General features: G+C 47.7%; 21 protein-coding genes. 16 read left to right on the top strand and 5 right to left on the bottom strand.

What is annotated here, in order from left to right; translation table 11 throughout:
- Nucleotides 1–5 precede the first annotated feature (5 nt).
- Genes JMI88_RS10925 through JMI88_RS10935 form a run of 3 tightly spaced genes read left to right on the top strand, consistent with a single transcriptional unit; the run spans nt 6 to nt 4,996 of the window.
- The gene (locus JMI88_RS10925; protein ID WP_201361859.1) at nt 6–836 is read left to right on the top strand and encodes an FAD binding domain-containing protein; all 831 of its coding nucleotides are present in this window, start codon (nt 6–8) and stop codon (nt 834–836) included.
- Entirely contained in the window at nt 833–3,532 is a 2,700-nt protein-coding gene (locus tag JMI88_RS10930; RefSeq protein WP_201361860.1) for a molybdopterin-dependent oxidoreductase, read from the top strand. Before JMI88_RS10925 ends, JMI88_RS10930 begins: the two co-directional genes overlap by 4 nt.
- A 42-nt stretch (nt 3,533–3,574) precedes the next feature.
- On the top strand, nt 3,575–4,996 hold the full coding sequence (locus JMI88_RS10935; RefSeq protein ID WP_201361861.1) for an 8-oxoguanine deaminase: 1,422 nt from the start codon (nt 3,575–3,577) through the stop codon (nt 4,994–4,996).
- Between the two features lie 8 nt (nt 4,997–5,004).
- On the opposite strand, the gene JMI88_RS10940 is transcribed toward JMI88_RS10935, so the two are convergent.
- Nucleotides 5,005–5,964 carry an antibiotic biosynthesis monooxygenase gene (locus JMI88_RS10940; protein ID WP_201361862.1) on the bottom strand — a complete coding sequence of 320 codons (960 nt, stop codon included), beginning with the start codon at nt 5,962–5,964 and terminating at the stop codon, nt 5,005–5,007.
- Between the two features lie 430 nt (nt 5,965–6,394).
- Here JMI88_RS10940 and JMI88_RS10945 point away from each other — a divergent pair, with 430 nt between their 5' ends.
- From JMI88_RS10945 to JMI88_RS10985, 9 genes are all read left to right on the top strand, one after another.
- Nucleotides 6,395–7,348: an NAD(P)-dependent oxidoreductase gene (locus JMI88_RS10945; RefSeq protein WP_268905986.1), complete on the top strand. Its 954-nt coding sequence runs from the start codon at nt 6,395–6,397 to the stop codon at nt 7,346–7,348.
- 461 nt (nt 7,349–7,809) lie between these two features.
- Nucleotides 7,810–9,477, top strand: coding sequence for a Na+/H+ antiporter (locus JMI88_RS10950; protein ID WP_201361864.1), 1,668 nt, complete (start codon nt 7,810–7,812; stop codon nt 9,475–9,477).
- Nucleotides 9,478–9,857: 380 nt separating this feature from the next.
- Nucleotides 9,858–11,150, top strand: a complete 1,293-nt coding sequence (locus JMI88_RS10955; RefSeq protein WP_201361865.1) for a glycoside hydrolase domain-containing protein — start codon at nt 9,858–9,860, stop codon at nt 11,148–11,150.
- Nucleotides 11,110–11,517 (top strand): DUF4091 domain-containing protein, encoded by a 408-nt coding sequence (locus JMI88_RS40635; protein ID WP_373323816.1) that lies wholly within the window; start codon nt 11,110–11,112, stop codon nt 11,515–11,517. The genes JMI88_RS10955 and JMI88_RS40635 overlap by 41 nt, the downstream gene beginning before the upstream one ends.
- A gap of 118 nt (nt 11,518–11,635) precedes the next feature.
- Nucleotides 11,636–13,369, top strand: coding sequence for a DUF5107 domain-containing protein (locus JMI88_RS10965; protein WP_201361867.1), 1,734 nt, complete (start codon nt 11,636–11,638; stop codon nt 13,367–13,369).
- Nucleotides 13,370–13,484: 115 nt separating this feature from the next.
- On the top strand, nt 13,485–15,119 hold the full coding sequence (locus JMI88_RS10970; RefSeq protein WP_201361868.1) for a DUF4091 domain-containing protein: 1,635 nt from the start codon (nt 13,485–13,487) through the stop codon (nt 15,117–15,119).
- A gap of 152 nt (nt 15,120–15,271) precedes the next feature.
- Nucleotides 15,272–15,433, top strand: a complete 162-nt coding sequence (locus JMI88_RS10975) for a WD40 repeat domain-containing protein (protein WP_201361869.1) — start codon at nt 15,272–15,274, stop codon at nt 15,431–15,433.
- Between the two features lie 345 nt (nt 15,434–15,778).
- Complete coding sequence (locus JMI88_RS10980; RefSeq protein ID WP_201361870.1) at nt 15,779–16,558, top strand: glycoside hydrolase domain-containing protein; 780 nt, start codon at nt 15,779–15,781, stop codon at nt 16,556–16,558.
- Between the two features lie 314 nt (nt 16,559–16,872).
- A complete protein-coding gene (locus JMI88_RS10985) occupies nt 16,873–17,154 on the top strand; it encodes a hypothetical protein (protein ID WP_201361871.1) in 282 nt (93 codons plus the stop codon).
- Nucleotides 17,155–17,806: 652 nt separating this feature from the next.
- On the opposite strand, the gene JMI88_RS10990 is transcribed toward JMI88_RS10985, so the two are convergent.
- Entirely contained in the window at nt 17,807–18,109 is a 303-nt protein-coding gene (locus tag JMI88_RS10990) for a hypothetical protein (protein WP_201361872.1), read from the bottom strand.
- Between the two features lie 372 nt (nt 18,110–18,481).
- Entirely contained in the window at nt 18,482–20,128 is a 1,647-nt protein-coding gene (locus JMI88_RS10995; protein WP_201361873.1) for a glycosyltransferase family 39 protein, read from the bottom strand.
- 597 nt (nt 20,129–20,725) lie between these two features.
- On the opposite strand from JMI88_RS10995, the gene JMI88_RS11000 reads away from it, so the two are divergent.
- Nucleotides 20,726–21,583, top strand: coding sequence for a glycosyltransferase (locus JMI88_RS11000; RefSeq protein WP_201361874.1), 858 nt, complete (start codon nt 20,726–20,728; stop codon nt 21,581–21,583).
- A 124-nt stretch (nt 21,584–21,707) separates the two neighbouring features.
- Complete coding sequence (locus JMI88_RS11005) at nt 21,708–22,220, top strand: hypothetical protein (RefSeq protein ID WP_201361875.1); 513 nt, start codon at nt 21,708–21,710, stop codon at nt 22,218–22,220.
- Between the two features lie 73 nt (nt 22,221–22,293).
- On the opposite strand, the gene JMI88_RS11010 is transcribed toward JMI88_RS11005, so the two are convergent.
- The gene (locus JMI88_RS11010) at nt 22,294–23,451 is read right to left on the bottom strand and encodes a phosphotransferase (protein WP_201361876.1); all 1,158 of its coding nucleotides are present in this window, start codon (nt 23,449–23,451) and stop codon (nt 22,294–22,296) included.
- Nucleotides 23,452–23,844: 393 nt separating this feature from the next.
- Between JMI88_RS11010 and JMI88_RS11015 the strand changes: the two genes are divergently transcribed.
- A complete protein-coding gene (locus JMI88_RS11015; RefSeq protein ID WP_201361877.1) occupies nt 23,845–24,816 on the top strand; it encodes a Vgb family protein in 972 nt (323 codons plus the stop codon).
- Between the two features lie 13 nt (nt 24,817–24,829).
- Here the strand turns inward: JMI88_RS11015 and JMI88_RS11020 are convergent, their stop codons facing one another.
- Nucleotides 24,830–25,393 (bottom strand): hypothetical protein, encoded by a 564-nt coding sequence (locus tag JMI88_RS11020; RefSeq protein ID WP_201361878.1) that lies wholly within the window; start codon nt 25,391–25,393, stop codon nt 24,830–24,832.
- Between the two features lie 123 nt (nt 25,394–25,516).
- Between JMI88_RS11020 and JMI88_RS11025 the strand changes: the two genes are divergently transcribed.
- Nucleotides 25,517–26,086, top strand: a complete 570-nt coding sequence (locus JMI88_RS11025; RefSeq protein WP_201361879.1) for a 3'-5' exonuclease — start codon at nt 25,517–25,519, stop codon at nt 26,084–26,086.
- The last annotated feature ends 243 nt before the right edge of the window (nt 26,087–26,329 follow it).

Genomic DNA, 26,329 nt, shown 5'->3' on the forward strand with positions numbered 1-26,329 from the left:
ACTTCATGGACTTGAATACCATTAAAGAAGTGAAACGGCCTGGATCAGTTGATACTGTTATCTGGCGCGATGGATGTGCGTGGCTTGCTGGGGGCACCTGGCTGTTCTCGGAACCACAATTGAACGTTGACACTCTGATTGACCTCGAAACACTCCACTGGCCTGCGCTGCATGCATCAGAAGGTGGACTCGATATCGCTGCGACCTGTTCAATCGCCGAACTGGACCGATTTGTAGCTCCTCCGCAATGGTTGGCAGCACCGCTCATAGGTGAGTGCTGCCGTTCTCTGCTGGCCTCGTTTAAAATTTGGAACACGGCAACAGTTGGAGGCAACATCTGTATGTCGCTGCCAGCAGGTCCAATGATTTCATTGACGGTTGCACTTGAGGGTGTATATACATTATGGCCGCGCGGGGCACTACCGCGACAGATTCTGGCCGCCGATTTCGTCACCGGAAACCACGCGAATGTACTGCAGCCCGGGGAGTTGCTTCGTAGCATCCACCTTCCTACGACAGCACTCACAAGGCGGTTCGCGTTCCGCCGTTTGTCATTAACGCACCTCGGGCGCTCGGCTGTACTTCTCATTGGTACACAAAACATACACGAAGGTGATTTGCTGATCACTGTGACGGCGGCAACCACTCAACCAGTGCAGTTGCGTTTTGCGCAGATGCCGACTGCTGATGAGTTGCGTCATTGCATTGACGTGACTATTCCCGACTCCCTCTACTTTGATGATGTACATGGGTCACCTGCCTACCGGCGTCATCTCACCTACTACTATGCTGAACAAATCCGCTCCGAACTGGCGCTGAAAGGGGCTGAGTCATGAACTACACTGTCAATACCAGAAGGTTCTCTGCTGAGCCGAGACCAGGCCAATGCTTAAGAACCTTTTTGCGTGAACGCGGCTTCTTCGGTGTCAAAAAAGGATGTGACGCGGGTGACTGCGGCGCGTGTACCGTCTGGCTTGACGGTGTGCCTGTGCATAGCTGCCTCATTCCTGCCTTTCGCGCCGCCAACCACCAGATTACGACAATTGAGGGATTGAAACAAGACGGTATGTTGCACCCAATACAGCAAGCCTTTCTTGATGCTCAGGCCTTTCAATGTGGCTTTTGTACAGCTGGTATGATCATGACGGCGGCATCGCTTAACGATGAGAAACGGGCGAATCTCCCCAGCGCTCTCAAGGGTAATTTGTGTCGATGCACTGGCTACCGTAGCATTGACGATGCCATTGGCAATATCGTTTCCACTGATGAAGATGTCGCTGGCACAGCTTGCGGCAGGAACCTGAGGAACCCATTCGGCGAAGCAATAGTCACAGGAAGTGCCCGCTACACGCTCGATATTGCCATGGATGGAATACTCCATTTAAAAGTATTGCGCTCTCCGCATCCATATGCTCGCATTCGCTCCATTGATCGCAGCAAGGCTATGGCTGTTCCTGGCGTCGTCGACATCTTTACCTGGGAGGATGTTGCCCCTCGGCTTTACAGTACAGCTACCCATGAAGACCACCTGGTCGATCCAGATGATACATACGTTCTTGACAATGTCGTCCGCTTTGTGGGGCAACGGATTGCAGCCGTTGTTGCCAGGAGCGTCAGTGCTGCCGAAGAGGCATGCCGTCTGCTCGATGTCGAATACGAGCTTCTTCCCGCAGTCTTCGAGCCTGAAGAGGCGATGAATCTAGGGGCACCCATCCTTCACGATACCAGCAACAAGTCTGGTCGCAACATTTACGTCGATATTCACGGTGAGGTGGGGTGTGTAGAGGCAGGATTCAAGGAAGCTGACGCGATTCATGAGATGACGTACTCCACTTCCAGAGTCCAGCATGTCCATCTCGAAACGCATGGCTGTATCACGTGGAAGGGTGACGACGGACGTCTTCACGTACGCACCAGTACGCAAGCGCCGTTCATCGTCAAAGGCAAACTCTGCCATATATTCAGGCTCTCCTCGCGTAACCTCCATGTTTTTGCCGAGCGCGTCGGTGGGGGGTTCGGAGGGAAACAGGAGATGCTTACAGAAGATTTGTGCGTCCTCGCCACGCTGAAAACCGGGCAACCTGTCATGTGGGAGTTTACTCGCGAGGAACAGTTTATCGGTGCGACTACGCGTCATCCGATGACGACCCATGTCAAGCTTGGTGCCAGGCGCGATGGAACGTTGACTGCAATACAAGTCCACGTTGTTTCCAATACAGGCGCTTACGGCGGTCATGCCAGTGAAACGCTCGCTGCCGCTCTCAACAACCCTCTCACCGTCTACCGATGCCCCAACAAGAAAGCTGATGGGTATGCGGTCTATACTAATATGGTTCCGGCAGGAGGGTTCCGCGGATATGGTTCGTCGCAGACAACCTTCGCTATAGAATGTGCCATCGATGATCTGGCACGATTACTCGGTATCAGCCCGTTCGAGATCCGCCGCAAGAACATGATCCAGCCAGGCGATTGGATAGAATCGGTCTGGAAGGACCCCCAGGATGTTACTTTTGGCAGTTATGGCCTTGATCAATGTCTTGACCGGGTCGAAACTGCTCTGACAAGTGGGCAGGGCTCAACCAGGCCAGAGGGAAAGGAATGGGTCGAGGGGACAGGTATTGCTCTGGCGATGCTGGAAAGCGGTCCCCCCACTGAACACCGATCAGGTGCGGAGATGAAACTCCTGCCCGATGGCAGCTATCATCTCGCGGTGGGATCGATAGAGATGGGGAATGGATCGACTACCTCGCACTGCCAGATTGCCGCTGCAATTCTCGGCACACGGGTGGAGCGTATTACTATCATTAATGGCGATACAGACCAAACCCCTTACGACACTGGTACTTTTGCCAGTACGGGCACGGTCATCGCTGGGAAGGCAGTTGCACTGGCAGCAGAGGCATTACGCGACAATATCATTGAATTTGCGGCTCATTTTACACAAATGGCATCATCTGCCTGCCGTCTTGAAAATGATTTCGTCATTTGTGGAGAACGGCAAATCCCACTGAAGGAACTCTATACCGCTGGTATTGGCGTAGACCACCGCTTCGAGTCCAAGCGCAAAGCTTATTTGTCGCCGCGCTCGGTCGCTTTCAATGTTCACGGCGTCAGAGTCGCTGTGAACCGTATTACCGGGCAGATCGAAGTATTGCAAAGTGTGCAGGCCGCGGATGTTGGGAGGCTGATCAATCCGATGCAATGCCGGGGCCAGATCGAAGGTGCAATTGCGATGGGTTTCGGTTGGGCGCTCTACGAAAAGATGGTGTACGACGGCAACGGTACCATGGTGAACCCGACCTTGCGCAACTACCGGATACCGACCTTTGCCGACATTCCCCACAGCGAAGTGTACTTTGCGGATACATACGATACCATTGGCCCGCTCGGCGCTAAGTCACAGGGAGAATGCTCGATCAATCCTGTCGCTCCGGCGATTGCCAATGCCGTTGCCAATGCGACTGGCATCCGCTTTCCTGACTTGCCACTGACGCCCGAGCGCATTTTCGAGCGGCTCTGTTCCCAGCCATGAGCGTTTTTTATCGAGCTTCAAGCATAAGAAAGGAGTGAGCAGATGACAACTCTGCTTGCCAGGAACGCTACGATCGTAGTCACGATGGATGGCGAGCGCCGGGAGTTGCAAAACGCCGGATTATTCGCTCGGGATGGCTTCATCGAGCAAGTGGCACCCACAGACCAGCTACCGACTTCGGCTGATATGGTGCTTGATCTGCGTGGACAGATCATGTTGCCTGGATTAGTTAACTGCCATCACCACCTGGACCAGGTTTTGGCCAGAAACGTGCCCGCGGCCCAGAACATCAATCTCTTCCGCTGGTTGAACGTTCTCTATTCTATCTGGAGTCAGCGTACCCCCGAGGCATCCCGTACGACGACAATTATCGGCCTCGCCGAGCTTGCCCGCTCAGGTTGTACAACCGCCTTCGACCATACGTATGTTTTCCAGAACGGCTGTAAACTTGACGATCAGATCCATGCCGCCAGGGAACTGGGAGTTCGTTTTGTGGCTGCACGCGGAAGTATGTCGCTTGGTGCGTCAAAGGGAGGTCTCCCACCCGATAATTGCGTCGAAACAGAGGAAGCCATTCTAGCCGATTCTCTCAGGCTCATTCAACAATACCACAATCCTGACCCTGGATCGATGTTGCAGATTGTGCTGGCACCTTGCTCTCCGTTCAGTGTCACCGCGGATCTCATGCGCGAATCTGCCTCCCTGGCCAGAGAGCGTGGTGTTCGGCTGCATACACATCTCTGCGAGACGTTAGACGAAGAGCGCTACACACTCGAGCATTTTCAAATGCGTCCTGTTGCGTATCTGGAAACTCTGGGCTGGATAGCCAACGATGTATGGTACGCACATGCAGTACATGTTAACGACAACGAAATTGCCCTTTTCGCTCAGAGAGGTACAGGAGTGTGCCACTGTCCATCATCAAATATGCGACTTGCTTCAGGTATTGCTCCCATCAAGAAGTATCTGGAACATGGAGTGAAGGTTGGCATTGGAGTTGATGGCTCTTCAAGCAATGACGCCTCCAATATGCTCATCGAAATACGGGAGGCTATGTTACTCGCCAGACTTAAGATGGGACTCTGGCCGCCTGAGGGACCGATGACTCTCCTTTCGACATCTGACCCGCTGAGAGATAGGGAATGGATGACAGCGCGCGAGGTGTTGGAGATCGCTACTCGCGGGGGCGCGCAGGTGCTCGGACGATCTGATATCGGATCATTGGAGCCAGGCAAGTGTGCGGACTTCTTTACTCTTGATCTCAATACCATTGACTACGCAGGAGCTCTGAGTGATCCTGTTGCTGCGGTCGTATTTTGTGCGCCACAACGTGCTCACTATACAGTTGTGGGCGGTCGTCTTATTGTTGATCGGGGTGAGATTGCGACGCTTAATATCGTACCTGTGATTGAGGAGCATAACCGCCATGCCGCAAGACTTGTCGCTGGGCAAGCTCCGATATAATGTTCTCGTTATGATAAACGTGAGAACACAAACAGCAATACTGCATAGATGACCAGAATAAGTGCGGTTCCGCCCCAGGTAATGGTTCTTGTGAGCAAAGATGCATGCTTTAGCGGATCGAGCCACCAACTGAACAACTTGCTCAGGTATGGGACTAAAATCCAGCCAAGCATTGCGGTACTGAAGACATTGCCGATGAACAATGCCAGCCAGAAAGGCATTCCCCGATGAATCAATAACGGCGTTTGCACAAAAATGGAGAACAGGAAGACCGTAGGATACAGTGCCAATAACACCAGCATATTCACTTTCCAGGAGGGCAGTGAACTTTGCAGTTGCCTGTCTGCGAACCTGAACCAGGCTTCAAATCCGACGCCTACTTTCCGCAAGTGAGTATCAAGGCTGAAGGCTTCTGCTTCCTGAAGCATTTGTTTCCGCTCCTCAGAGTTGAGCCAGGCTTCGAGATGGGCATCAGAATCAAAGCGCAGAATGGTCACCCAATCTTCCTGAACACCTGGAATAGGCGGTTCAAACTTGTAGCCTTGAAAACCCTCGAACCGGCCTTGCACCGCAGAGATCCTCCTGTGCCAACGCAGAAAGGCCCCTTGCTGACCTGGTTTGAGCCGTGTCGAGATGATTGCAGACACAGGAGAGAATGAACCTGATGGCTCATCCTCTGTAAAGAGATGAATGTCGGTTGGTCCGATCAGGAATGGTTGAATCGTGTCAAGTAAATGCTGCCGCTCCGTAGATTGGAGCCATGTACGCGCCGCGTCAACGGTCTGAAAGCGCTGAATAATCACCCAGTCAGTCTGTAAAGGAGGGTTTGGAGGGATGACTGTATGGTCGAGATAGCCAGAAAACAGGGCAATGGTATCATTCACTTGCTGCTGCCAGCGAGTAAAATCATCAATATGATCTGGCACAACGCTGGTGTGGGTAACGAGCGTGGCGATGGGTGCGCTCATAGGCGGAAAATGCTCCCCCTAAAATTTATCTATGAAAAATGTCGTATTTTTATGGCTCCTGACTTAAATATATAAAATGCTGCAAGTGGTATATTTATAATGGTCTCCGAAAACTGGCTCTTTATCTTCTTTTTATTATGGGAGGCATGCTTACCTCCCATTCTCTTTATAGGGAACTGATAAATAATTGTGGTTACTTGGCAAGTTTAGAGGAAGCTATCGACGATGTCAATGATTTGTTAGGTATCCAACCCGAAAACAATCTAGCTAAACAATTACTTATACAATTACAAGATCGCGTCAAGATACTTTCCCCATGTAGCAACGATGTAACAACACCGATCGCAAATAAACAGGAGAAAATGAGAATGCCCTGGTTGGAAGGCCCTGTTCCATAGGCCGGGTACACTTTTGGGGTAAAATAGGGTAGATCAGAGGATATGTATGGGTTTTCTGGTGCAAGCAGAAGAAATGGAGGAACTGGACAATGACGGGAACGGAGCATTCCAGGCCGAACATCGGCTTTATTGGCCTGGGGCATATGGGAAGTCATATGGTCCCCAGGCTGCTACGTGCTGGCTATCACCTGACGGTCTATGATCGCACAGCGGAGAGGGCACGGGCAATGGGCCAACTTGGGGCACTGGTGGCCGAGACACCCAGAGATCTGGCTGCCAGCTGTGAAGTCATCATCTCCTGTGTCACGAATGACAGCGCTCTGGAAGCAGTCATGCTGGCGCCAGATGGCGCGCTGGCAGGAGCGCATGCCTCGTCAGTGATCATCGATATGAGCACCGTTGCCCCGCAGACATCGCGTCATCTTTTCCAAGCCGCACGAGCAAAGGGAGTGTCGATGATCGACGCGGCCGTCTCTGGCAGCGTGCCTCAAGTCGAACAGGGAAGCCTGGTCATCTTTGTTGGTGGCGAGCGGGAGGCGTATGAGCGCTGCAAACCCATCCTTGATGTGCTGGGAAAGCAGAGCATCTATCTGGGCTCAAGCGGAAAAGGGACGACCATGAAACTGGTGGTCAATATGCTACTGGGCCTGGGCAGACAGGCTCTGGCGGAAGCGCTCGTGCTCGGAGAAAAGGCCGGGCTTGAAAGAGAACAACTCATCGATGTCCTCAAGCAGACAGCGGTTGTCTCTCCTCGTCAACAAGCCGATCTGGAGCACGCGCGGCAGCGGGAGTATCCAGCCGATTTTGCCCTGGCCTTGATGTACAAGGACTTTCAGCTCATGCTCGATGAGGCCTTTGAGGTATCCGCGCCTCTGCCAATGACGGCGGTAGCGCAGCAAATAGCCGCGGCTGCGATGCCAGGCTATGGCGAAAAAGATGCTTCAGCCATCATTCAGTTTATGGAAGCCTTCGCTGGTATTTCTTAAGACGGGGCTCATGCAGCGTCTCTTTCAGGCTCTGCATGAAGGAGACGCCTCACCAGGTCAATCCCAGGACTCTACAGGGGAAATTGACCACAACTCATCGCCAGGTGCCTGGCGCTACAACCCAATACCCATCGAGCAGACAGAATCGTCTCATATCAGACGGCGTGTGAAATCAGCACAGGAGAAGGAGCATATAGATAAGTTCACAGCATTTTGATAGCAATACACCGCAGACAGCCGGAATGCGGCGCATCTCAGCGCTTTCCAAGCAATTAGCTGATACCAAAGGAGTATGGGTTGATGTCACAGATGTACAGGCACACGTCGGAACTGGCAAAATACCATCATGGTAATCAGGAAACGGTCATCTACGTTGTTACGGGGAACATTCAGATAATCTGGGGCGATACTTAGAGTTCCAGGCTGACGCCACGGCGGGCAATTTCATTAAGGAGACAGCTATGCTTTCTTTCACGTCATTGACAGGAAGCTTCGTCCAAGGGAACGGGCCATCTCTCTCCAGTATCATTATCCTTATCCTGGGGTTACTGGTGACCATGGTGGTCCTCGCCATCATTGCTCCTCGGCTGCGCATTCCGTATCCTATTTTGCTGGTACTGGGCGGGCTGCTCATAGGCTTTGTCCCGGGGCTTCCTCGGTTCACTTCAAACCCGGGCATTGTGTTCCTGCTGTTTCTCCCGCCGTTGCTCTACTCATCCGCATGGCTGACTTCGTGGCGCGATTTTCGTGCCAATCTGCGTCCGATCTCGCTGCTGGCTCTCGGTCTCGTCCTCCTGACCACCGTCGTGGTAGCCGTCGTGGCACATGGGCTCATTCCCGGGCTTCCCTGGGCAGTCGCCTTCGTGCTCGGCGCCATCGTCTCGCCAACCGATACGGTGGCCGCGACCGCCATTACCCAGCGACTCGGCATCCCCCAACGAATCGTGACCATTTTAGAGGGGGAGAGTCTGGTCAATGATGCGACGAGTCTGGTCGCCTATCGGTTCGCGGTGGCCGCCGTAGTTTCAGGCGTCTTCTCGCCTTTCGACGCGGGCGTGCAGTTTGTGGTGGTGAGCGTCGGAGGGATCGCCCTTGGTCTGGTGGCAGGGTGGAGCCTCAGTTACGTCTCTCGCTGGCTGAACAATCCGCCCCTGGAAATCACGGTCACGCTGGTGACCCCATTTGCCGTCTATCTGCTAGGCCAGGAGGTGTTGCAGGTGTCAGGGGTTCTGGCAACAGTGACGACGGGCCTCTATTTGACGTGGCGTGCCCCCACCTTCTTCTCCTCTGGGACCCGTCTTCAGACGTACGCCGTGTGGGAGACACTCATTTTTCTGTTGAACGGCCTCTTGTTCATTCTGATGGGTCTGCAACTGCCCGCCATCCTTGCTGTCCTTAACAGCACCACTGTACCATATTCGCACATCCCCCTGGTCTGGCACGCCGTCCTGATCAGTCTCACCGTTATCCTTGTCCGTCTTGTTTGGGTATTTCTTCAAACCCTCCTACCGCGCATGATCAGCCATCGCCTGCGCGAACGTGATCCCTATCCTGGCTGGCGTTTCGTGGTGCTGATTGGCTGGACCGGGATGCGTGGCGCCCTTTCGTTAGCCGCCGCGCTAGCCTTACCAGAGGTGACCACAAAGGGGGCTGTATTTCCGGGGCGGGAACTCGTTATCTACCTGACCTTCAGCGTCATTCTCGCCACTCTGGTTGCACAAGGACTGAGTCTCCCGCTGCTGATTCGAGGACTTGGTTTACATGATGATGGGGCGAGCGAACGGCAAGAAATGCAGGCGCGACTGATCGCAGCACAGGCTGCGCTCGCTCGTCTGGACGAACTCGCCAGCCAGGATGAGGTCTCGCAGGAGGTAGTCCAGCACCTGCGCACGTACTATGAAATACGGGTCCGCAGCCTCACCAAACGCTTCAAGCAAGCAGAGGGCGAGCCTGGCGAGGATCTCGCGATAACCCATCAACAGCTACAACGAGAGATTCTTCAAGTCGAGCGCAGTGCGGTGATCGGATTGCGAAACCGGGGGGAGATCAACGATGAGGTACTCCGTCGCATCGAGCGAGAACTCGATCTAGAGGAACAACGGTTAGCAGGAGAAGCGGGCAAGGCGTGAGGCACAGCTGCCGCGCATGCTGATCTCCCGCATACGGTGTCTCTGGAAATGAACAGCTCTCTCAATAACCACATGGATTCCAAAGGCTTTGCCGCAGTCAGGCCTTTGGTGCATGCTCACCCCGTCGCCTTCAATATCATATGCTGCCTCTTCGTTCGCAATTGTTTCAGCAATATCATATTGAAGACCTTTCTTTTCCTCATATTTTTTGCAACACAACCGTATTTGGATCAACAAACAGGCAGGATTTTCATCTACTAAACTACATAACTTTGTTCAGTTGCATCGAAACTTGAGCACTAAATATTAATGTTGATTTAATAAAGTCAGTTAAGTATACTGTGATCAAATGCATAAAAGGGGGTGTTGGATTGTATTCCGTGTCCGAACGGGTTTTTGAAACGCGCTGTCTGAGTTCTTTGTCAAAAGTGTTTGCAGATGAGGAGCTACTGGATGAATCTTTTTCGAAAGCCTCTGCTTTACGTGAGGAAACGTATTCGTTTCAGGTCGCATTTCGCTCTAACCAACTAATCAAACGTATTCGTGTCAGTGTGCACGCAGGTGAACTTGGCGATGTATTAGTCAGGAAGGTTGGTCTAGTCCCATCGGAACTTCCCTGCTACCATGACCACGATAACGATATTTTAAGGACAATGCCCGGACTTTATCCAGATCCGTTGTATCCAATTGACGACAATAGTGGAGTCGTCGCATTTCCAAACCAGTGGAGAGCGATCTGGGTCACGATAAAGATCAGTAGAGAACAACCTGCAGGCAGTTACCCTGTTGAAGTATTGTTTAATGCTGAATTCGGAGAACTTCTAGGACAAGAAATCTTTACTTTAGAGGTAATTGGGGCTTGTCTGCCCGAGCAAAAGCTCATCCATACCGAGTGGTTTTACGCGGATTGCCTGGCAACATGGTATGACGTTAAAGTCTTCAGTGAAGAACACTGGAAGTGGATCGAAACTTATGTAGAAAATGCCGCTAATCATGGAATCAATATGATATTAACACCAATTTTCACACCAGCTTTGGAAACGGAAATTGGACATGAGCGGCCTACAGTTCAGCTAATTGATGTAAAGAAGGAGGGAGATCAATACAGTTTTGACTTTCATAAACTGGATAGATGGATCGAACTATGTCAATGCAAGGGCATTCATTACTTTGAATTTGCGCACTTGTTTACACAGTGGGGCGCCAAACATGCACCGAAGATTATAGCGGAGGAGAACGGTGAGTCGAAGCAAATCTTCGGTTGGGATACTGACGCGTTGGGGACTGACTATCGTAATTTTCTTGCGCAGTTTCTACCTGCATTGACACATTATTTAGAAAACCATCAGTTGCAGAGTAATGTCTATTTTCACATATCTGATGAACCAGACAAAATGGACCTGGATCATTATAAAACAGTAAGTCAATTCGTGAGATCATTTATTTTGGATTACCCAGTCATTGATGCGCTCTCGGACTATGAGTTTTATCAGATCGGAACGGTCACAAACCCTGTGCCGTCAAATGACCATATCAATTATTTCCTCGAACAACAGGTGAAGGACCTGTGGACTTATTACTGCTGTGGACAATACAAAGGAGTTTCGAATCGTTTTTTTCAATATGCCTTCCATGCGAAACAGAATTATCGGGACACAGTTATACAAGTTTAATATAAAGGGTTTTTTGCACTGGGGTTATAACCACTGGTACTCGCAGAAGTCCATCAGTAAAATCAATCCTTTTATAAATACAGATGCCGATAATGCCTTTCCGTCAGGAGATGCATTCCTCGTGTATCCTGGAGAAAATGGCCCAATAGACTCAATTCGCCTTGAAGTGTTTTATGAAGCACTACAGGATCAAAGAGCGTTCCAATTAGTGGAAACGATCATAGGAAAGGACCAAACTATAGAGTTATTGGAAAAAGATATAGAAAAACCCATCACCTTCAATGAATATCCCCGAGATCTAACCTGGCTTTTGTCGATGAGGGAGAAGTTGAACCAGTGCATTCAACTGAACCTTCATACAAAATAAAGCTGATTTATTAAAGCAGGTTACTTATAATCAAGATAATATTCATTTTCCCTTGTAAATATTGAAGTGAGGCACAGTTCATCAAATTTACAGGGGACATTAAAGGAGTATGTACATTATGCTTTGTCACAATGAATATTCCAAGTATTTATTATGCCATACTCTTGTACCTTCTGGACCTATTCCAACAGTAGGCGATCCAGAAGGAATTTATCCTTATGAGAGTTACTGTGAAACATCTAAAAGGCCGTCATTTAAGAATTTCAGATTTATATCTATAGAAAACGATTATTTAAGAGTGGAAATATGCCCTGATCTAGGGGGAAAAGTTCATTCTATTTTTCATAAAAGATCACAAAGAGAAATTTTATTTCAGCCAGGTTCAATTCGGCCTACCAGGATCCTCCCACGGTTGGCGTTTATCAGTGGAGGAATTGAAACCAGTTTTCCTATTTCACATACTCCGGTACAGTTGGAAACTGTCTATTATATCGTTAAACAAATTGCCAATCGACTGTATGTATGGTGTGGAGAGCAGGAATTACGCTATGGCATGCAGTGGACAGTAGAGTATTCCTTAGGAGAATTCGATACCTTTTTAACCCAACGGACTCTTTTCTTTAATCCTACTTCGCAGCCTCATCCCTGGATGGCATGGTCCAATGCCGCTCTTCCAGCTTATGCCGATACCCAATTTCATTTTCCAAGCGGAAAAGTGCTCTATCATGGCAACGAAGTAAAACATATCGAATGGGCAAAGGATGGCCCCAGAACCATGAAAGAGATCGATCGAATGGCTGGTTACTTCTGGGAGAGTGCCGAGTGCAACGCGTTCGGGGTATTTAATCCCAATCAGGGTTGCGGATTATACCACATTGCTGATCCATCTGAGGTTCCGGGAATTAAACTCTGGGTTTATGGTACCGGGAAGCATGAAAAATGGGCGCACTTATCAGCGGTTGAAAGAAGAACCTATGTGGAGATTCAGGCAGGTCCGATTAAGGATCAGTCGATCATGCATTCGTTGCAGCCCAACGAGCGACATTTACACACTGAGTTTTGGATTCCGAGTTCTCAATGTTTAGAAATTAACAAGATAACGACACCGTCTGTTGAACTTGTTAGTGACAACCAGATCCCGTTGTTTGAGTGGGTAGAGCGCTCGAAAACAAGAGTATGGTTGCAACTCCTTCAGGCTTATCGAGATAATACACCAGAGAGGATTCCTATCCCTCCGGAATGGCATAGTAACGAATGGCCTCCGTCGGGAATAGGCGAGCTTGGGGAAGTGATTCAGTGGGCGATATCTTTGTCCAAATCAGAATCGCAGGAATTATGGAAATATTATCTTGCAGTCTGGTACGCAGGATGCGGATACAAAGATGCGGCTTTATCTATGCTTAGTAAGACTCATTCCGACTGGGCGCGTGTCTTTGAAGGAAGGTTATTGCGTTACTGGTATAACGATGTAGAAAGGGCTGCAAAGTCCTTATCGAACATCAAATCGCACGAAATGGCACTTCATCCCCAAATAATGATAGAAAGAGATATTGCTCTATCGCTTTTAAAGGATAAATCTCTGTCCGAACGCGGAAAATGGTTGAACCAGGTAAATTCACTTCAAGATGACGGTTTGACAGAACGAATGATTTCCTACTTACTGGATGCTGGAAACGTTCATGAAGCTAAGAAACTTCTTGAATCGACAGACTTCGAGCCAATTCATCAAAGATATGTACGCACTGAGTTGTGGGGAAAAATTCAAGATCACTTGAATCAACATGGGACGCCACCACCGGAAAACATTGGAGAAGACGATTTGGCGCAATTTGGTAGGTATAGATCTTATTAGGCAAATGAGCCTTGCACTATTATTTATTGCACCCTGGGTTATCGGATTCCTGGCATTCAGTTTGTATCCGATTGCCTGGAATTGAAAACTGTTAGACTGGGAAGACTAGTATCACATGAAATATCAAGTTATAAGCGCAAATGAATGGATATATCCGGACAGCCAGGTGGAAGAGAACGGCAATCGGCATATTCATCTGTCGACTGCCCGGGGGAGTTATGTCGCTTGCCAGATTCTTTTCAACTCAGTCAGCCCGGAGTCGTCCATTAGCTGGGAATATACAAATGCTGTAAGCGGGCGATACGGTGAATGGCAGCCTGAAATCTATCAGTTAATCGATGTGTTCGTTGAAGAAAATACTGGTCCCGTCGGTTTTGTCGTAAAAGCGGGAGAATCTGCGGAAGGATATACTTCCAGACTTGCGCCATTTCGTGTATATGACGCCATGAAGCCATTAACAGAGAATACCCGCACCCGTTCTGATACAGAAGGTTTGTATATTTGTTGGAAGATAGAGACGGATACTGCTTCCGGCATATATACTGGTGAAATGACCATTACGATTGGGGAAGAAAAGTGTACTGTTTTTGTAAGTATTGAAGTTTTTTCGGCAACGGTTCCAGAGAAGGAGACGCTTTCGGTTAGTAACTGGTTTATTCTTTCGCATATGGCTGACAGGCACAATCTTGAGCGATGGTCTGAAGAGCACTGGGCGATGATACGCCGATATGGCGAACTGATGCGGCGAGCGCGGCAGACTCATTTTTGGGTGACAATGGAAACGATCGATGTCGAACAAAAGGACGATGGCACTTACCATTTTTGTTTCGATAAGACCGAGCGTCTTATCCGGTTGTTTCTTGAGCTTGGATTTACCCATATCGAAGGCGGTATGGTAGCCGTACGGAGACAATTTACCGATTCGGAATTTGTCGTTCGAATTCATGATCAAACCTTGAGAGCAATTTCTTCTGAAGGGTATTCATATATATCCCAATACTTGACGGCCTGGCGAAAGTTTCTGGATAAGCACGGTTGGCTGAATATCATCGTTCAGCACGTTGCCGACGAACCAACTGAAAATTGTGCAGAAGAATACCGCATATTATCGGGAATAGTCAGAAAGTTTATGCCCGGCGTGCCGCTGATCGAGGCAGTGGAAATTTTCGATTTGGAAGGCGCAGTCGATATTTGGATTCCAAAAAACTATTATTATGAGACGCATCGGCACCAATTTGAAAAAGTAAGGGCGCTTGGTGACAAGCTGTGGTTTTATACGTGCTGCTTACCAGGTGGATATTATATGAACCGATTATTAGATATGCCATTGCTCAGAACCAGATACCTGCACTGGGGAAATTATATATACAATCTCGAGGGATTTTTGCATTGGGGATTTAATTACTATTTGGGGGATCAAGACCCATTTGATCATGCTTCTCCGGTGTTGGCCGATCTTAGCGATTCAAGGCTTCCACCTGGAGATACCCATATCGCATACCCAGGAACGGAAGGACCGTGGGGAAGCGTGCGTCTTGAAGCAATGAGGGCAGGAATCGAGGACTATGAGTTGTTGACGCTGCTGGCTCATAAAGACAAAGCTTTGGCCGATGAAATTGCGGCTTCCTGTATGACCAGCTTCAAAGAGTGCAATGAGGATTCGGCTCATTTTGAACGTGCTCATAGCCGACTGCTGCAATCGGTATCCGATTATGTTAGGGGCGGAAATTTTAATGAAATGCAGGAGTGAAACCCATATACGTCAAACAGCTGCAAATCAATACAGAAGAATTTGTTTCCATTCTCTGCGCCAATATACATTGATCTCTTAGAGATATTCGTATACACTTTTTTTATAAAAAGCTGCTTCTTATAATCTTCTTTTTGTATGGAGAGGTTTTAATGTTAATTGTACGCACTTGCATATTGCCGCAAACAGGTTCACGCCATCAAGGCCACGCAGTAATGGCCATGGTGGTGAACGCGGTGGCCTGGTCGCCTGATGGTAGCCACGTGGCCTCCGCTGGCGTTGATCGCACGATCCAGGTCTGGCAGGCCGTCTAGCACGACATCTCGCCAGACAACCACCATCATATCACCATTGTTCGCCGCTGCTTTCTCTCTCATATAAAGAAATGCATCACTACTCCTCTTTTTATCGATAACCCCTTCTCGACAAGAGCTTCGCTTTATCCATTTTCTCTATATAGGAAATATGGGTATATGGATGGGTATACATTTACAACTATGAATTTATAACTTATCCTTTCAGTAATTGAAGTGCTATATTTTTTGTCGCTATTTACAGAAATGATCGCGCTTTAATTTAAGCGATATTTCTCTGGTATTCACGATAAATGTCGCATCCTTTCTACCATTTCTTATTTCGTACAAAAAGGAGTAGAACGCATGGTGCGCAGAAAGGGATTTTATTGTCTCTTTGCCCTTGCATTAAGCATTGCAGTTGGGCTCACCGCTATTTTGCCTGTCACCTACGCTAGTGCAGCCTCGTATTCCAGATTCAGATCATCGTCGAGTAATGTCCTCTGGGGGGTTGATTCCGTGAGCTTCATCACGCCATCATTCCTCAAACAGATTAAAGGGAGCTATGGTACTCCTCAGTTTATTGGTCGCTATCTCGATGCAAGAGCCTTCTCGCCAATGAATGCGTCTGAAGCCTCATACATCCACAGTCAGGGTATTCGCATTTTGCCTATTCAGTCTGATTTTGGTAGTGATGTTGGCCACGGTAATGGAGTATCCCATGCCAATGATGCTCTTGCGAAAGCGCATGCCCTGGGAATTCCGAAGGGAACCATCATCATCGACGATATAGAGAGCAATTCGGCTGTAGACGCTGGCTTCATTGAAGGCTGGTACTCAACCATTTCCCACGCGGGCTACGCCGTTGGGTATTACGAGAACCCGTATTCAGGCAGCAGCCATTTCAATAGCGCTTTTTGTGCAGCCGTGGGCAAAAACCCGGCTATTGGCAATTCTATTTTGCATTCTACTGAGCCGTCTACCGGTCGAACGGGAAGGAACAAAGCTCCCTCGTTCGCACCAGCAGGGGTGTCTTGTGGTGGTCATACCACCGGTCATGCGGTCATCTGGCAATATGGTCTTGCGGTCGGAGGTTCGGTCAATGTAGACACCGACGAAGCTCAGTCTTCGGTTTCGTTCTGGTAAATACATTGAAGTAATTGTATTTACTTTGTGGATGGACAATCTGCAATTGTTTGCAAAGAGGAAGGTGTAAATTTTTTTATTGCATGGGCGAAATTTTGAAGAAATTTGAGTGTTCAGAAAGGTTGAGCCCATAGCAATTGGGGTTAATTGATCCAAGCGGCTGGCGTAATGCAGGGTTACCAAACAAACAGTCAAGGCGTAATGAAGAGAGGACTATCGTCACCAATAGTAATTTCTCAACAATAGTTCCTCATTTCATTGCACTCATGGGTAAGATAAGCTCGCTCTAAACTAGAATAGGAGGCAAATGAGATATGGCACTGACAGTTATCCTTGAATTGCCCGGCGTTACGCAACAACAATATGATCAGGTCATTGACCGTGTCAGCCCTGATCGAAAATCCCCGCAAGGTCAGATCTTGCACGTTGCCGGTCCGATCGAAGGGGGATGGTGCGTTGTGGACGTCTGGGAATCACAAGAAGCCCTCGACCAGTTCCTTCAACAGAAGCTGATCCAAGCGATGCAAGAGACAGGTATGCCGCCCCCTCAGCAGAAGGTAATTCCCGTCTATAATATGATTGAGAGAGCAAAATAAATCATTAAGCTTGCCCAATCTACCACACATTCATCCCTTCAAGTTCATGCTCAATGGTTTACAGATAATTCCATTAGAGAGAAGGGATGAATGTGTAGACCTTTAGCTCAATCTTTCTGAGAATTGCTGTAGCGATAGTTTGTTGATTTGGGAATTTTGCTCGATTGAGGGCAGCCGTCTGTGTTGCCTCTGACCTTATAGAGCTAGGTGTCATCGGCCATCTGAAAATGAGCGAGGATACGGCATTTCCCGAGTCTACAAACTACCGGTAGAAGCGAGCATCAGCCTGAATACAATGCCACAACTCACAAACTCTCTCAGTGACCAAAAGGAAAAGCGCAGCTCGAGAGAGCCGCGCTTTCCAATCGTGTTGAAGGTGTTTCTATGAGCGATCAATGGGACGACCAAACTAATGACATGTAATTGTTCCTCCTGGTGCTTCAAACAGTAAACACATAACTCTTCTTTCTCGTTACTTCCGTTGTGGAATCAGTGCGAAACGTTTTGGGAGGAGCAGGTTGAGTCTAATTGACTGGATCAGCGTGATACGCATGCGTCGATAGATGTGTAACTGCTCTTCTTTGGATACCTCTTTGCCTGGAACATCTTCAACCGACCACAATTGACGCCGACCGGCGTTGGGAATATACGGTCATTGGTCAGCTGCGCCACTACAAAGCACAACACCTTCATCCCAGGAACGATCGACTGTTGGTTCGGCCATTTGAGGAACAGCAAGCAACGGGATATGAACTTCATCAAGGACCTGACGAACCATCTCAATCGCTCCATCTTGGAAAGATGCAGGAGCAATCCATATATCCCATTGTTCACGCTCATAGGCAGTAAGCAGACTTGCAGCAATCAATTCACGAACGGAACGATGTGCACACAGAAAAAGGATACGTTTTTGTAACTCACTCATCGAATAGACTCCCATGTTGATTAAAATCATATGTGATGACCTTTAATAGTATCTCTTTACACACCAGTATATCTGAACGAAACTGCTCAGGTCTTCATTTGTGTTTGACTGCTTAGCACCTACGATGCTAAGTATATTTTTCTGTTACCTCTCCCCTGCCTGGACGTCTCCTTTACAGAGAATTTGCCATTCTTCTATTCAAGAAATACGAGGTAGTAAAGAAGAGTTCTGAGCAGGTAATGAGGAAGATATGAAGTATGACGATTTTATAGAAGAAGTACGAAAGCACGCTCATCTCTCTTCAAAGGAAGAAGCAGTGCGCGCAACAGTAAGGTTGTAAATGTTATAAAGCGTCATAAGCGCAGTGTTCTATCCTTTGGGATAGTTGCTTCAATGCATTCCTCATCTATTGTTACATCGTTCAACGGTCCATACTCCCTGGGAGTAGAGTACCTGGTGAGATCGACAACTGATTTGTTCGCTTCCTTTGAGGATTGCGATATATGATGAAGCTGATCTCAACTGTGATTCTGCTGGGTAGAAGTAATAGTTACGGTAGTTAAGAACTTCATAGGTGCCATCAACAGTTATGACCGATGAATGTTGCTGAAAATCTTGGGCATCTATATGAAAGAAATAGAGGAGATAGACGTAATTAAGTGGAATCCAATCAGACACATAGATGGGTTCGCCGGGCGCTGTTTGCTCTTTGGTGGTAAGGAGAACCTGATCCAGCCCATCGTTAAACATATAGCTAATGTAACTATTGTAGTTTGTAAAATAATCGCTACAAAAAAGCCCACTATAGCTTAGTGTAATAGCCAGGACGACTATCAGGAAGAGTCTTTTAGTTTTCCTATGCCTGATATCGCTATACATTCCACCGATCCCGATTGCGCTTAGAGCTACTAGCGGCACAAAGATAGCATTGCCGTGATTGATATTGAGAGGCACAAGAAAGAAAAGGGGCAAAGTCGCGATCAGCCAGATGACGAAGATGGTGGCATCGCCATGTTTTTTGAGGCTGTAATAGACACCTAAAGCTGCGCCTGGAAGTGCTACCAGGCCGAGTGGTTGAAACCAATCCAGATTATTCCAAATCGCGTCGTCGCGAAAACCGCTGGTAAGGAAACGTATATTGGTGGTCAACAGATTGTGACCATCGTTGATCTGATTTATGCGGTTACCGATAAGTAAAGGAATGGTGAATGGTAAGTGAGTAATGAATGTAGGGGTATAATGCAATATATTGTTATCCAATATGAACAATAAGTATGGGGCTGTGAGAAGCAGGAATATCCCCAGACTGAGCAAAAAGCCTGTTTTATAAGTGAGAATTGTTTTATGGTGGATGAGAAAATAGAGTCCTGCTATCTCTGGGATAATCAGGATACCCACACCATAAGCATAGCAGGAAAGTGCCAGGAATATAAGTGAAAAAGGGAGAAGCGCCTTTCTAGCGGAGGAGGTATAACAGTAAACCAGGGAAGCCACGCTGATCAGGAGAAAAAAAGGGAGTAGATTTGCTTCCAGGCCCCATCTTGACAACATAATATGCCATGGCGTGATGCTAAGCAGAAGCATTGCCAGAAGTCCAGTGCGAGCATTAAAGAGTTTTTTAACGAGAAGATAAAGCACGATCAATGTCAGGACACTCAACAGAGTGGGCAAAAATCTGGCTCCAAAAGTATTTAGTCCAAATAATTTGATAAAGGGAATATTGAGATACGATTGTAGTACACTTTGACCTGATCCCCATGACGGAAAATAAACAGGAAATTTGTTGCCCCAGCGATCGGTACCCCTTGTTAATAAAGCGTACGATTCATAGGCAGCGCTTGCTTCGTCTTGATTGATTCCAGTTGGAAGCGATGTGAATTGAGCAAAGCGTAGTATGCTGGCTATTATGAGTATGCACCAAAAGAGTATCTGCGTATGTATCTTGTTAGTGCGTTTATAGAGGAAGATCCAAAAGGTTATTTTTGTGACATTTTCTGTTTGAGATAGCTCTGTCTTGATCTCTGTGATTGTTTTGTGTATTTGCATCATTCACCACCACATCCTACTTTGAAATTGTTATCAGGATCCTATAGCTATGGAAGCTTGATCTCTCAACATCTTCCTTTCTTAATCAGTATAAAGGAGCGCTACAAATAGGAAATGGGAACCCATTCTGACAACCTTGCGCAAACGAAAGGGAACCAGAGCCTTCTGTCGCCATTCTCGATAGCCAATCGATCAAGGCCGCTCCTGCTGAAAAGCTCAGCTTACAGCCTTACTTCATTTGTCAAGCTAATGGATAAAATCTAACTAATTAGGTGAATTGCAGTTTAAGAATATAAAGCAGGAATAGAGGTTATTTTTCTGCATAGGCAATATAAGGTTTACATAAATCTTATGCTGAAAAGGTGATTTCAAATATTTGCATTATAGGTTTTTTTTCTTAATATAAAATACATTTAATACAAAATTTTTGTATTGTATCAAAGTTGAGGCCAATATCTTTCACTACTGAGCAAAGATATTCTCAACTACTACGTGGAAAGTGTTTGTAGTGTCTTATGAAAGTGATGATTCTGCATTAAATGTGCCGCATGTGATAAGGATAAAATTGGAATACATGCCTCACTGGTTATGCATGAAATCATGGGTGCTGAAAGAAATATGCAGCATAGAGAAGCATTTCAGTATGACCCGCACGGCATTTCTACTGTTACTTTATCTACATCCGAAGCTATTAGCATTGTCATTCCTACGTTAAATGAGGCAGAGAATATTGGTCATCTTTTAACTCGCCTGCATCAAGCACTGACTGAAGCTGCAATTTCTTACGAAGTGATTGTAGTAGATGATCATTCTAATGATGATACAGTTGCCGTTGCCCGTGCTATTGCAAAAGAGAAAAATTTACCCGTCCAAATTTTGACGAAAAAAGGTCTCCCCGGCAAATCATATTCGCTTATCGAAGGTTTTGCTGCCGCACGATTCGCTATGCTAGCAATGATCGATGGCGATTTGCAATATCCTCCTGAGGCCTTACCATTGATGGTACAGGCAAGCAGACATGCGGACATAGTAATTGCGGATAGACGTGCTACATATCATGAGGCTGATCGTATGCGTGGTCGATTAAGCCAGATTTTCACCTATCTTATTACTATGCTCTTTGCTATTGACACTGACATACAATCTGGATTGAAGGTATTTAGACGAGCGATTTATGACAATGGAGCAAGATCGTGCTCAGGAAAGTGGAATCTGGATCTTTATTTAGTTACTCATGCGGTGTTGCATGGACATACGCTTGCAAATGTGCCTATAGAATTCCAGGAGCGTCAAGCTGGCGAGAGCAAAGTACATCCTCTAAAGGTTGGGCTGGAACTACTATGGACTGCGCTACAGCTAAAAATGGACAGAATTGCCAGTGTCATTTTAAAAGAAAGTGTATTCCGTCCGGAAAGGTACAAGCGACCTACGAAGAAAAATCTGAAAGGAGTTCGCTGATTGTAGCTTGCAAAGTTCACGAAATTGCTAAAGTGGTTCATCCATGCAGATACCTCAATAGACTATTATTTGACAGCAGCTAACGACATTGGTTATAAAAATAAAAAAAGATAAGGAATTAGAAATGGATAACAGCGGGATTATTACCACTTTATTAGGGGGTATGCTAGCAATCGTTGGTGGTTTTTGTGCAACTTTATTTGCGCAATACATGAGTGAAATAATAGAGAGAAAGAAGATAAAAAGGAATAAAGCTCAAGAGCTATACGTAATGATAACAGAAACGGAAAATAATTTTATTAGTAGTCTTTACGTGATGCATGCTTACATAGATAAAGGTATGAATTTAGAAAAAGCAATCGAAGTAGGCGTGAATGGGACGAACAACATATATAGCAGTGCAAATAAAATTAGTTCAATAAGCAATATCTACATTGAAGAGTTATCGGAAGAAGCAGAAACGTATGCTGATATGGTAAAAAAATCGTATATAGGAGTATTAGATAAAATACTAAAAAAGGAAAGCGTCGAAAATATATATTTAGAAATGACCGACGCTTTTACATCAATCACTTTACCAGGAAAAGAATTAAAATTGTCAGTAAAAAAAATAATCAATAATAAACAAGGAGGATAAAACTTATCGTTTGGGATAGAACTCCACACCAGCAGGACAGTAAGGCAACAATCAGCGATGTGAGTGCGTTGAGCTAGCTCTGTGGAAATGACGTCCGCATAAAAGCTAGCCATGCAGGGATCTTCTCTGCTGAGATGTCTGGCCAGAGAGTCTGGCAGCGCCTGAGCAATTGAGCAGCCACCACTGCCATCACTTCTAACCCTTTGACTTCTCGCGTTGCTTCTTCCCATCTGCTCAGAGCGACCACCATCGCCTCACGCCTGCTCCAATTGTCCGCCCATGGCGCATTGTGTTCGATGAGGCGCAAAGGCATCCAGGAAAGCAGTGCCATAGCTCGATAGGTGCAGAGAATGCCCCAGGCAGTTTGATAGATCTCATCGCACTCCGCTGCTGGACAAGCGGGGGCCAACGCTGCGCGCAGATGATGGCTCATCAGATGAACACAGGCTCTGGGAAGCGGACAGAGGATATTCCACCCGGTCAGATCATAAAGCGCATGACGATAGCCAGCATATTCAAAATCGATCAGATAGATCTGACTCCCGCTGAGATAATTATTGGTCGGTGCTGGATCTCCATGCGTCAACGCGAGAAACGCACCTGGCAGGGCGAAGGTGTCAGCGATACGAATGCACGCCTGCTCAAATCCTGCAGGAGGCAGATACGAAAGCTCATGACACCAGCGCTCGACTTTTTTACAGCCTTCTAGCCATCGCTCGGCCTCTTGATAGCGCGATGAAACTGTCGCAAGAGAGAGGTCCTCGCACAGACGCTCAAACTGACGCTCTTTTCCCATCGTGGTCGCATGTAGCGTACCCATCTGGCGAGCCAAAGCGCACAACACACTGGTCGCACGTGACGAATCATGCACGTGCAAGAGGTGGTCAATACTGCCCTCTTCCCCAAGATCTTCCATAACAAACAGCAGGTGCTCTGCATCTCCCCCAAATAGACGAGGGGCAACAGAATGCTCATCAGCCATCTGAGAAAGAAAGGCCAGGCTGGCCCAATCGGTCAAACCACGAACAGGATCAAGAGGGTCCTTGATCGATTTCACGATAATACTGGGAGGGAAGGTTCCCTCGCTTTGAACCCGACAACGGAACACTTGATTGCGACCTCGGTCACTGACAAGGGCGGGCTGTTCAAGATGAAATGCTCCTTCCCAAGTGCGCCGCAGGACAGTCGTGGCGCGAAGGGCGATGATCTGCCTTTCGATTTCTGAAGGCATCAAGGTATGCTCCTCTTCGTCTATTCTGCTTTCTTTTCATTTGATCAGCATTTATCAAATAGGGCTGAAGTCAAGAAATCCACCGTTCTGACGGTGGAATTTACAATGTGAGGGTGACCTCTTTACAAGAGGTCGGGAAATAGGGCCACATCAGGAGCGGCATCGCTTGGATGACGAACCCAGTGCTCACATTCCACTCTATTTACCATGACGTTCACATAACGCAAAGTTAAAACACGCGGCAGAATTCTTTTATTTTGTTCCCCTGAAAAGCTTGCAAAGAAAATTATATCAGCGCATTATTATGGAGAACATAGAAATGGGCTGTATCGTAACAGAGTATGGGCGGACAATTTATATTGATATGCATATGCCAGGAGAAGGATGCTCACTATGTCACGCCATCTATACCAGAGGTCGGCTACGGCCGTTATCCGCGTATTCCTATCCGGTCTGTTGCTCGTGCTGGCTGCATGTACATCAACGGCCACGACGGGTCATTCCCATATAGGGATAACTCCGACGGCGAAAGTTGCTCAGTCGCCAGTTCCACGTCCTACGCCTACTCCGAGGAACCGTGCCGCACCGTCTAGTTATACAGCGCAGGTTATCCTGCAGGGTCAGGGGCACCCGGACGATCTGGCTCTGGATAGGCAGGGGCGTCTGCTCTTCAGCGACGATACCAGTGGGACAATCAACCGCGTCAATAGTAACGGCTCGGTGACGGTCCTGCTACGCGATCCCGCAGGACCGGAAGGGATAGTGGTGCTGGCCGATGGCACTATCCTGTTCGGCGAGCAGAATACGAACCGTATCATGAAGCTGGCTCCTGGCGCCCAGACAGCTACGGTCGTCCGCGCACTCCCCGGACACGATAGCCTGGCTACCTGCAAACATGGTGTCGACGGCATCGCCTTCGATCCCGGCACAAATACACTCATTGTGCCGGATAGTCCAATTGGGAACGTCTATCGTATGAGCCTGGATGGCAAAACGTTGCGCTTGCTGGCAACGGGCATCGCACGACCGGTAGGTGCCAGCGTTGATAGCAATGGCGATATCTTTGTTGCCGATGAGTGTGGCGGTGCAATCTGGAAGATCACTCCATCCGGCACAGTAACACGCATCGGCGGTTTCGCTATGCCGGACGATGTGATACCCGATGGCAATGGTAATCTGCTCGTTGTCGATCTGGCTCAAGCGGTGCACGCATTCATCCGCTTTAACCCGAGCACTGGCAAGAAAGAGATCCTGGATAGCCGGCGCTATATTGAACCCCAGGGCATTCTCAGCGATAGCAGCGGCCACATCTATGTCTCAGATGATGCGGCCAATGTGATCGTCAAATATACGCCAGTCTCCTGACAGATCGACAACGTCACCTTGCATTTGGCTTCCCGATCACCGCTCCCAGGATAGCTGCACCAAATCCAAACACAAGAGCCAGAAATAGATCTACCATCAAAGAAATCCCGTAGTCAACCAGTGTCAGGGGTATGACCGATGCCGTCTCAAGAGGTAGATATATGAAGAAGCTGATAATTAATGTGCATATATCCGCAAAGAGAAAGCAGAGCAGAGCCCACAAACAGGCAAGCATGGCCGTCTCTAATTTGCCGGTACGCCGACTGGCAAACAGCCCCATACAGAAATAGACAGGCGCGTTGAGCAGAGCCACCAATAAGCTGGTAATAATGTTCGCGAGGCTGAAATAAATCCCTGGGATAGTCTGGGGAAACGTCTTGTAAACCGCATCGCTAATACCTGGTATCAGAAAAAGAAGGAATATCAGGATAGTGATAACAGCTATAATAGCACCCGCGATAAACCCATATTTGAGTGTGATATGGCCTTCTGCACGCGCTTTTTGCTGGTAATTCACCTGCGGTGGATACGGAGAACCAGGTGGAGAGACATAAGGTGGAGGTGGCACGTCTTGCATTCTTTAAAACTCCTCTATAAAATTAGAATCAACAATAGCGTCAGACATAGTATAAACGATTTTAAATATATATTCACTCTAATTAAGACGGGATAAAAGTTAACTTGATATTTGAGGATGGGAATGGTCAAAAGGAAACTCGATAAGGTGTTAATTGTCGATGTCGAGGCCACCTGCTGGGAAAATGGGATCCCCGAGGGGCAGGAAAATGAGATTATTGAAATTGGCCTCTGCCTGCTTGATGTCGCTTCCTGGCAGTCACAGGACAAGCGCAGCATCATTGTGCGCCCCGAGCATTCTACAATCAGTCCGTTCTGCACACAATTGACAGGCATCACGCAGGAACAGGTCGACCAGGGTATCTCCTTCTCCGAGGCGTGCACACTGCTCAAGGCCGAGTATGGTTCACAGGAGCGGGTCTGGGCCAGCTATGGAGAGGCAGATCGCCTGTATTTTGAGCGGCAATGCCAGTCTCGTCGGATTGCTTATCCCTTCGCACCCAGGCATATTAATATCAAGGCGCTGTTTGCGCTCTGGCACGGCCTGCCAAAAGAGGTGGGGATGTCTACAGCCTTGCATATCGCAGGTTTGCCCCTTGAGGGAACACATCACCATGGAGATGACGATGCCTGGAATATCGCAGCACTCTTTAGCGCTATGATGAAACATGGCAGAAATCACGCTGAGCATTAGGTTTTCAAAGGTTATTCTACACATCTGTGCTTCTTTTTTCATTGTCCTCTAACGAACATCATGCTTACTAGCAGCGTGTTCAATATTTTAATAAGAAAAGTAATATAAGCAAAATCCATGGCAAAAGGGAAGACATTCGGCGCTTTTTTTGTTATAACTAAAATAGAAAACGTTATCTTTTTTCCGGGGGAGATCAAGGCATGCACGATGAGCGCAAACAAGTAGTTTATGGGCGGTTTGAAA

It is taken from the genome of Dictyobacter formicarum (assembly GCF_016587435.1).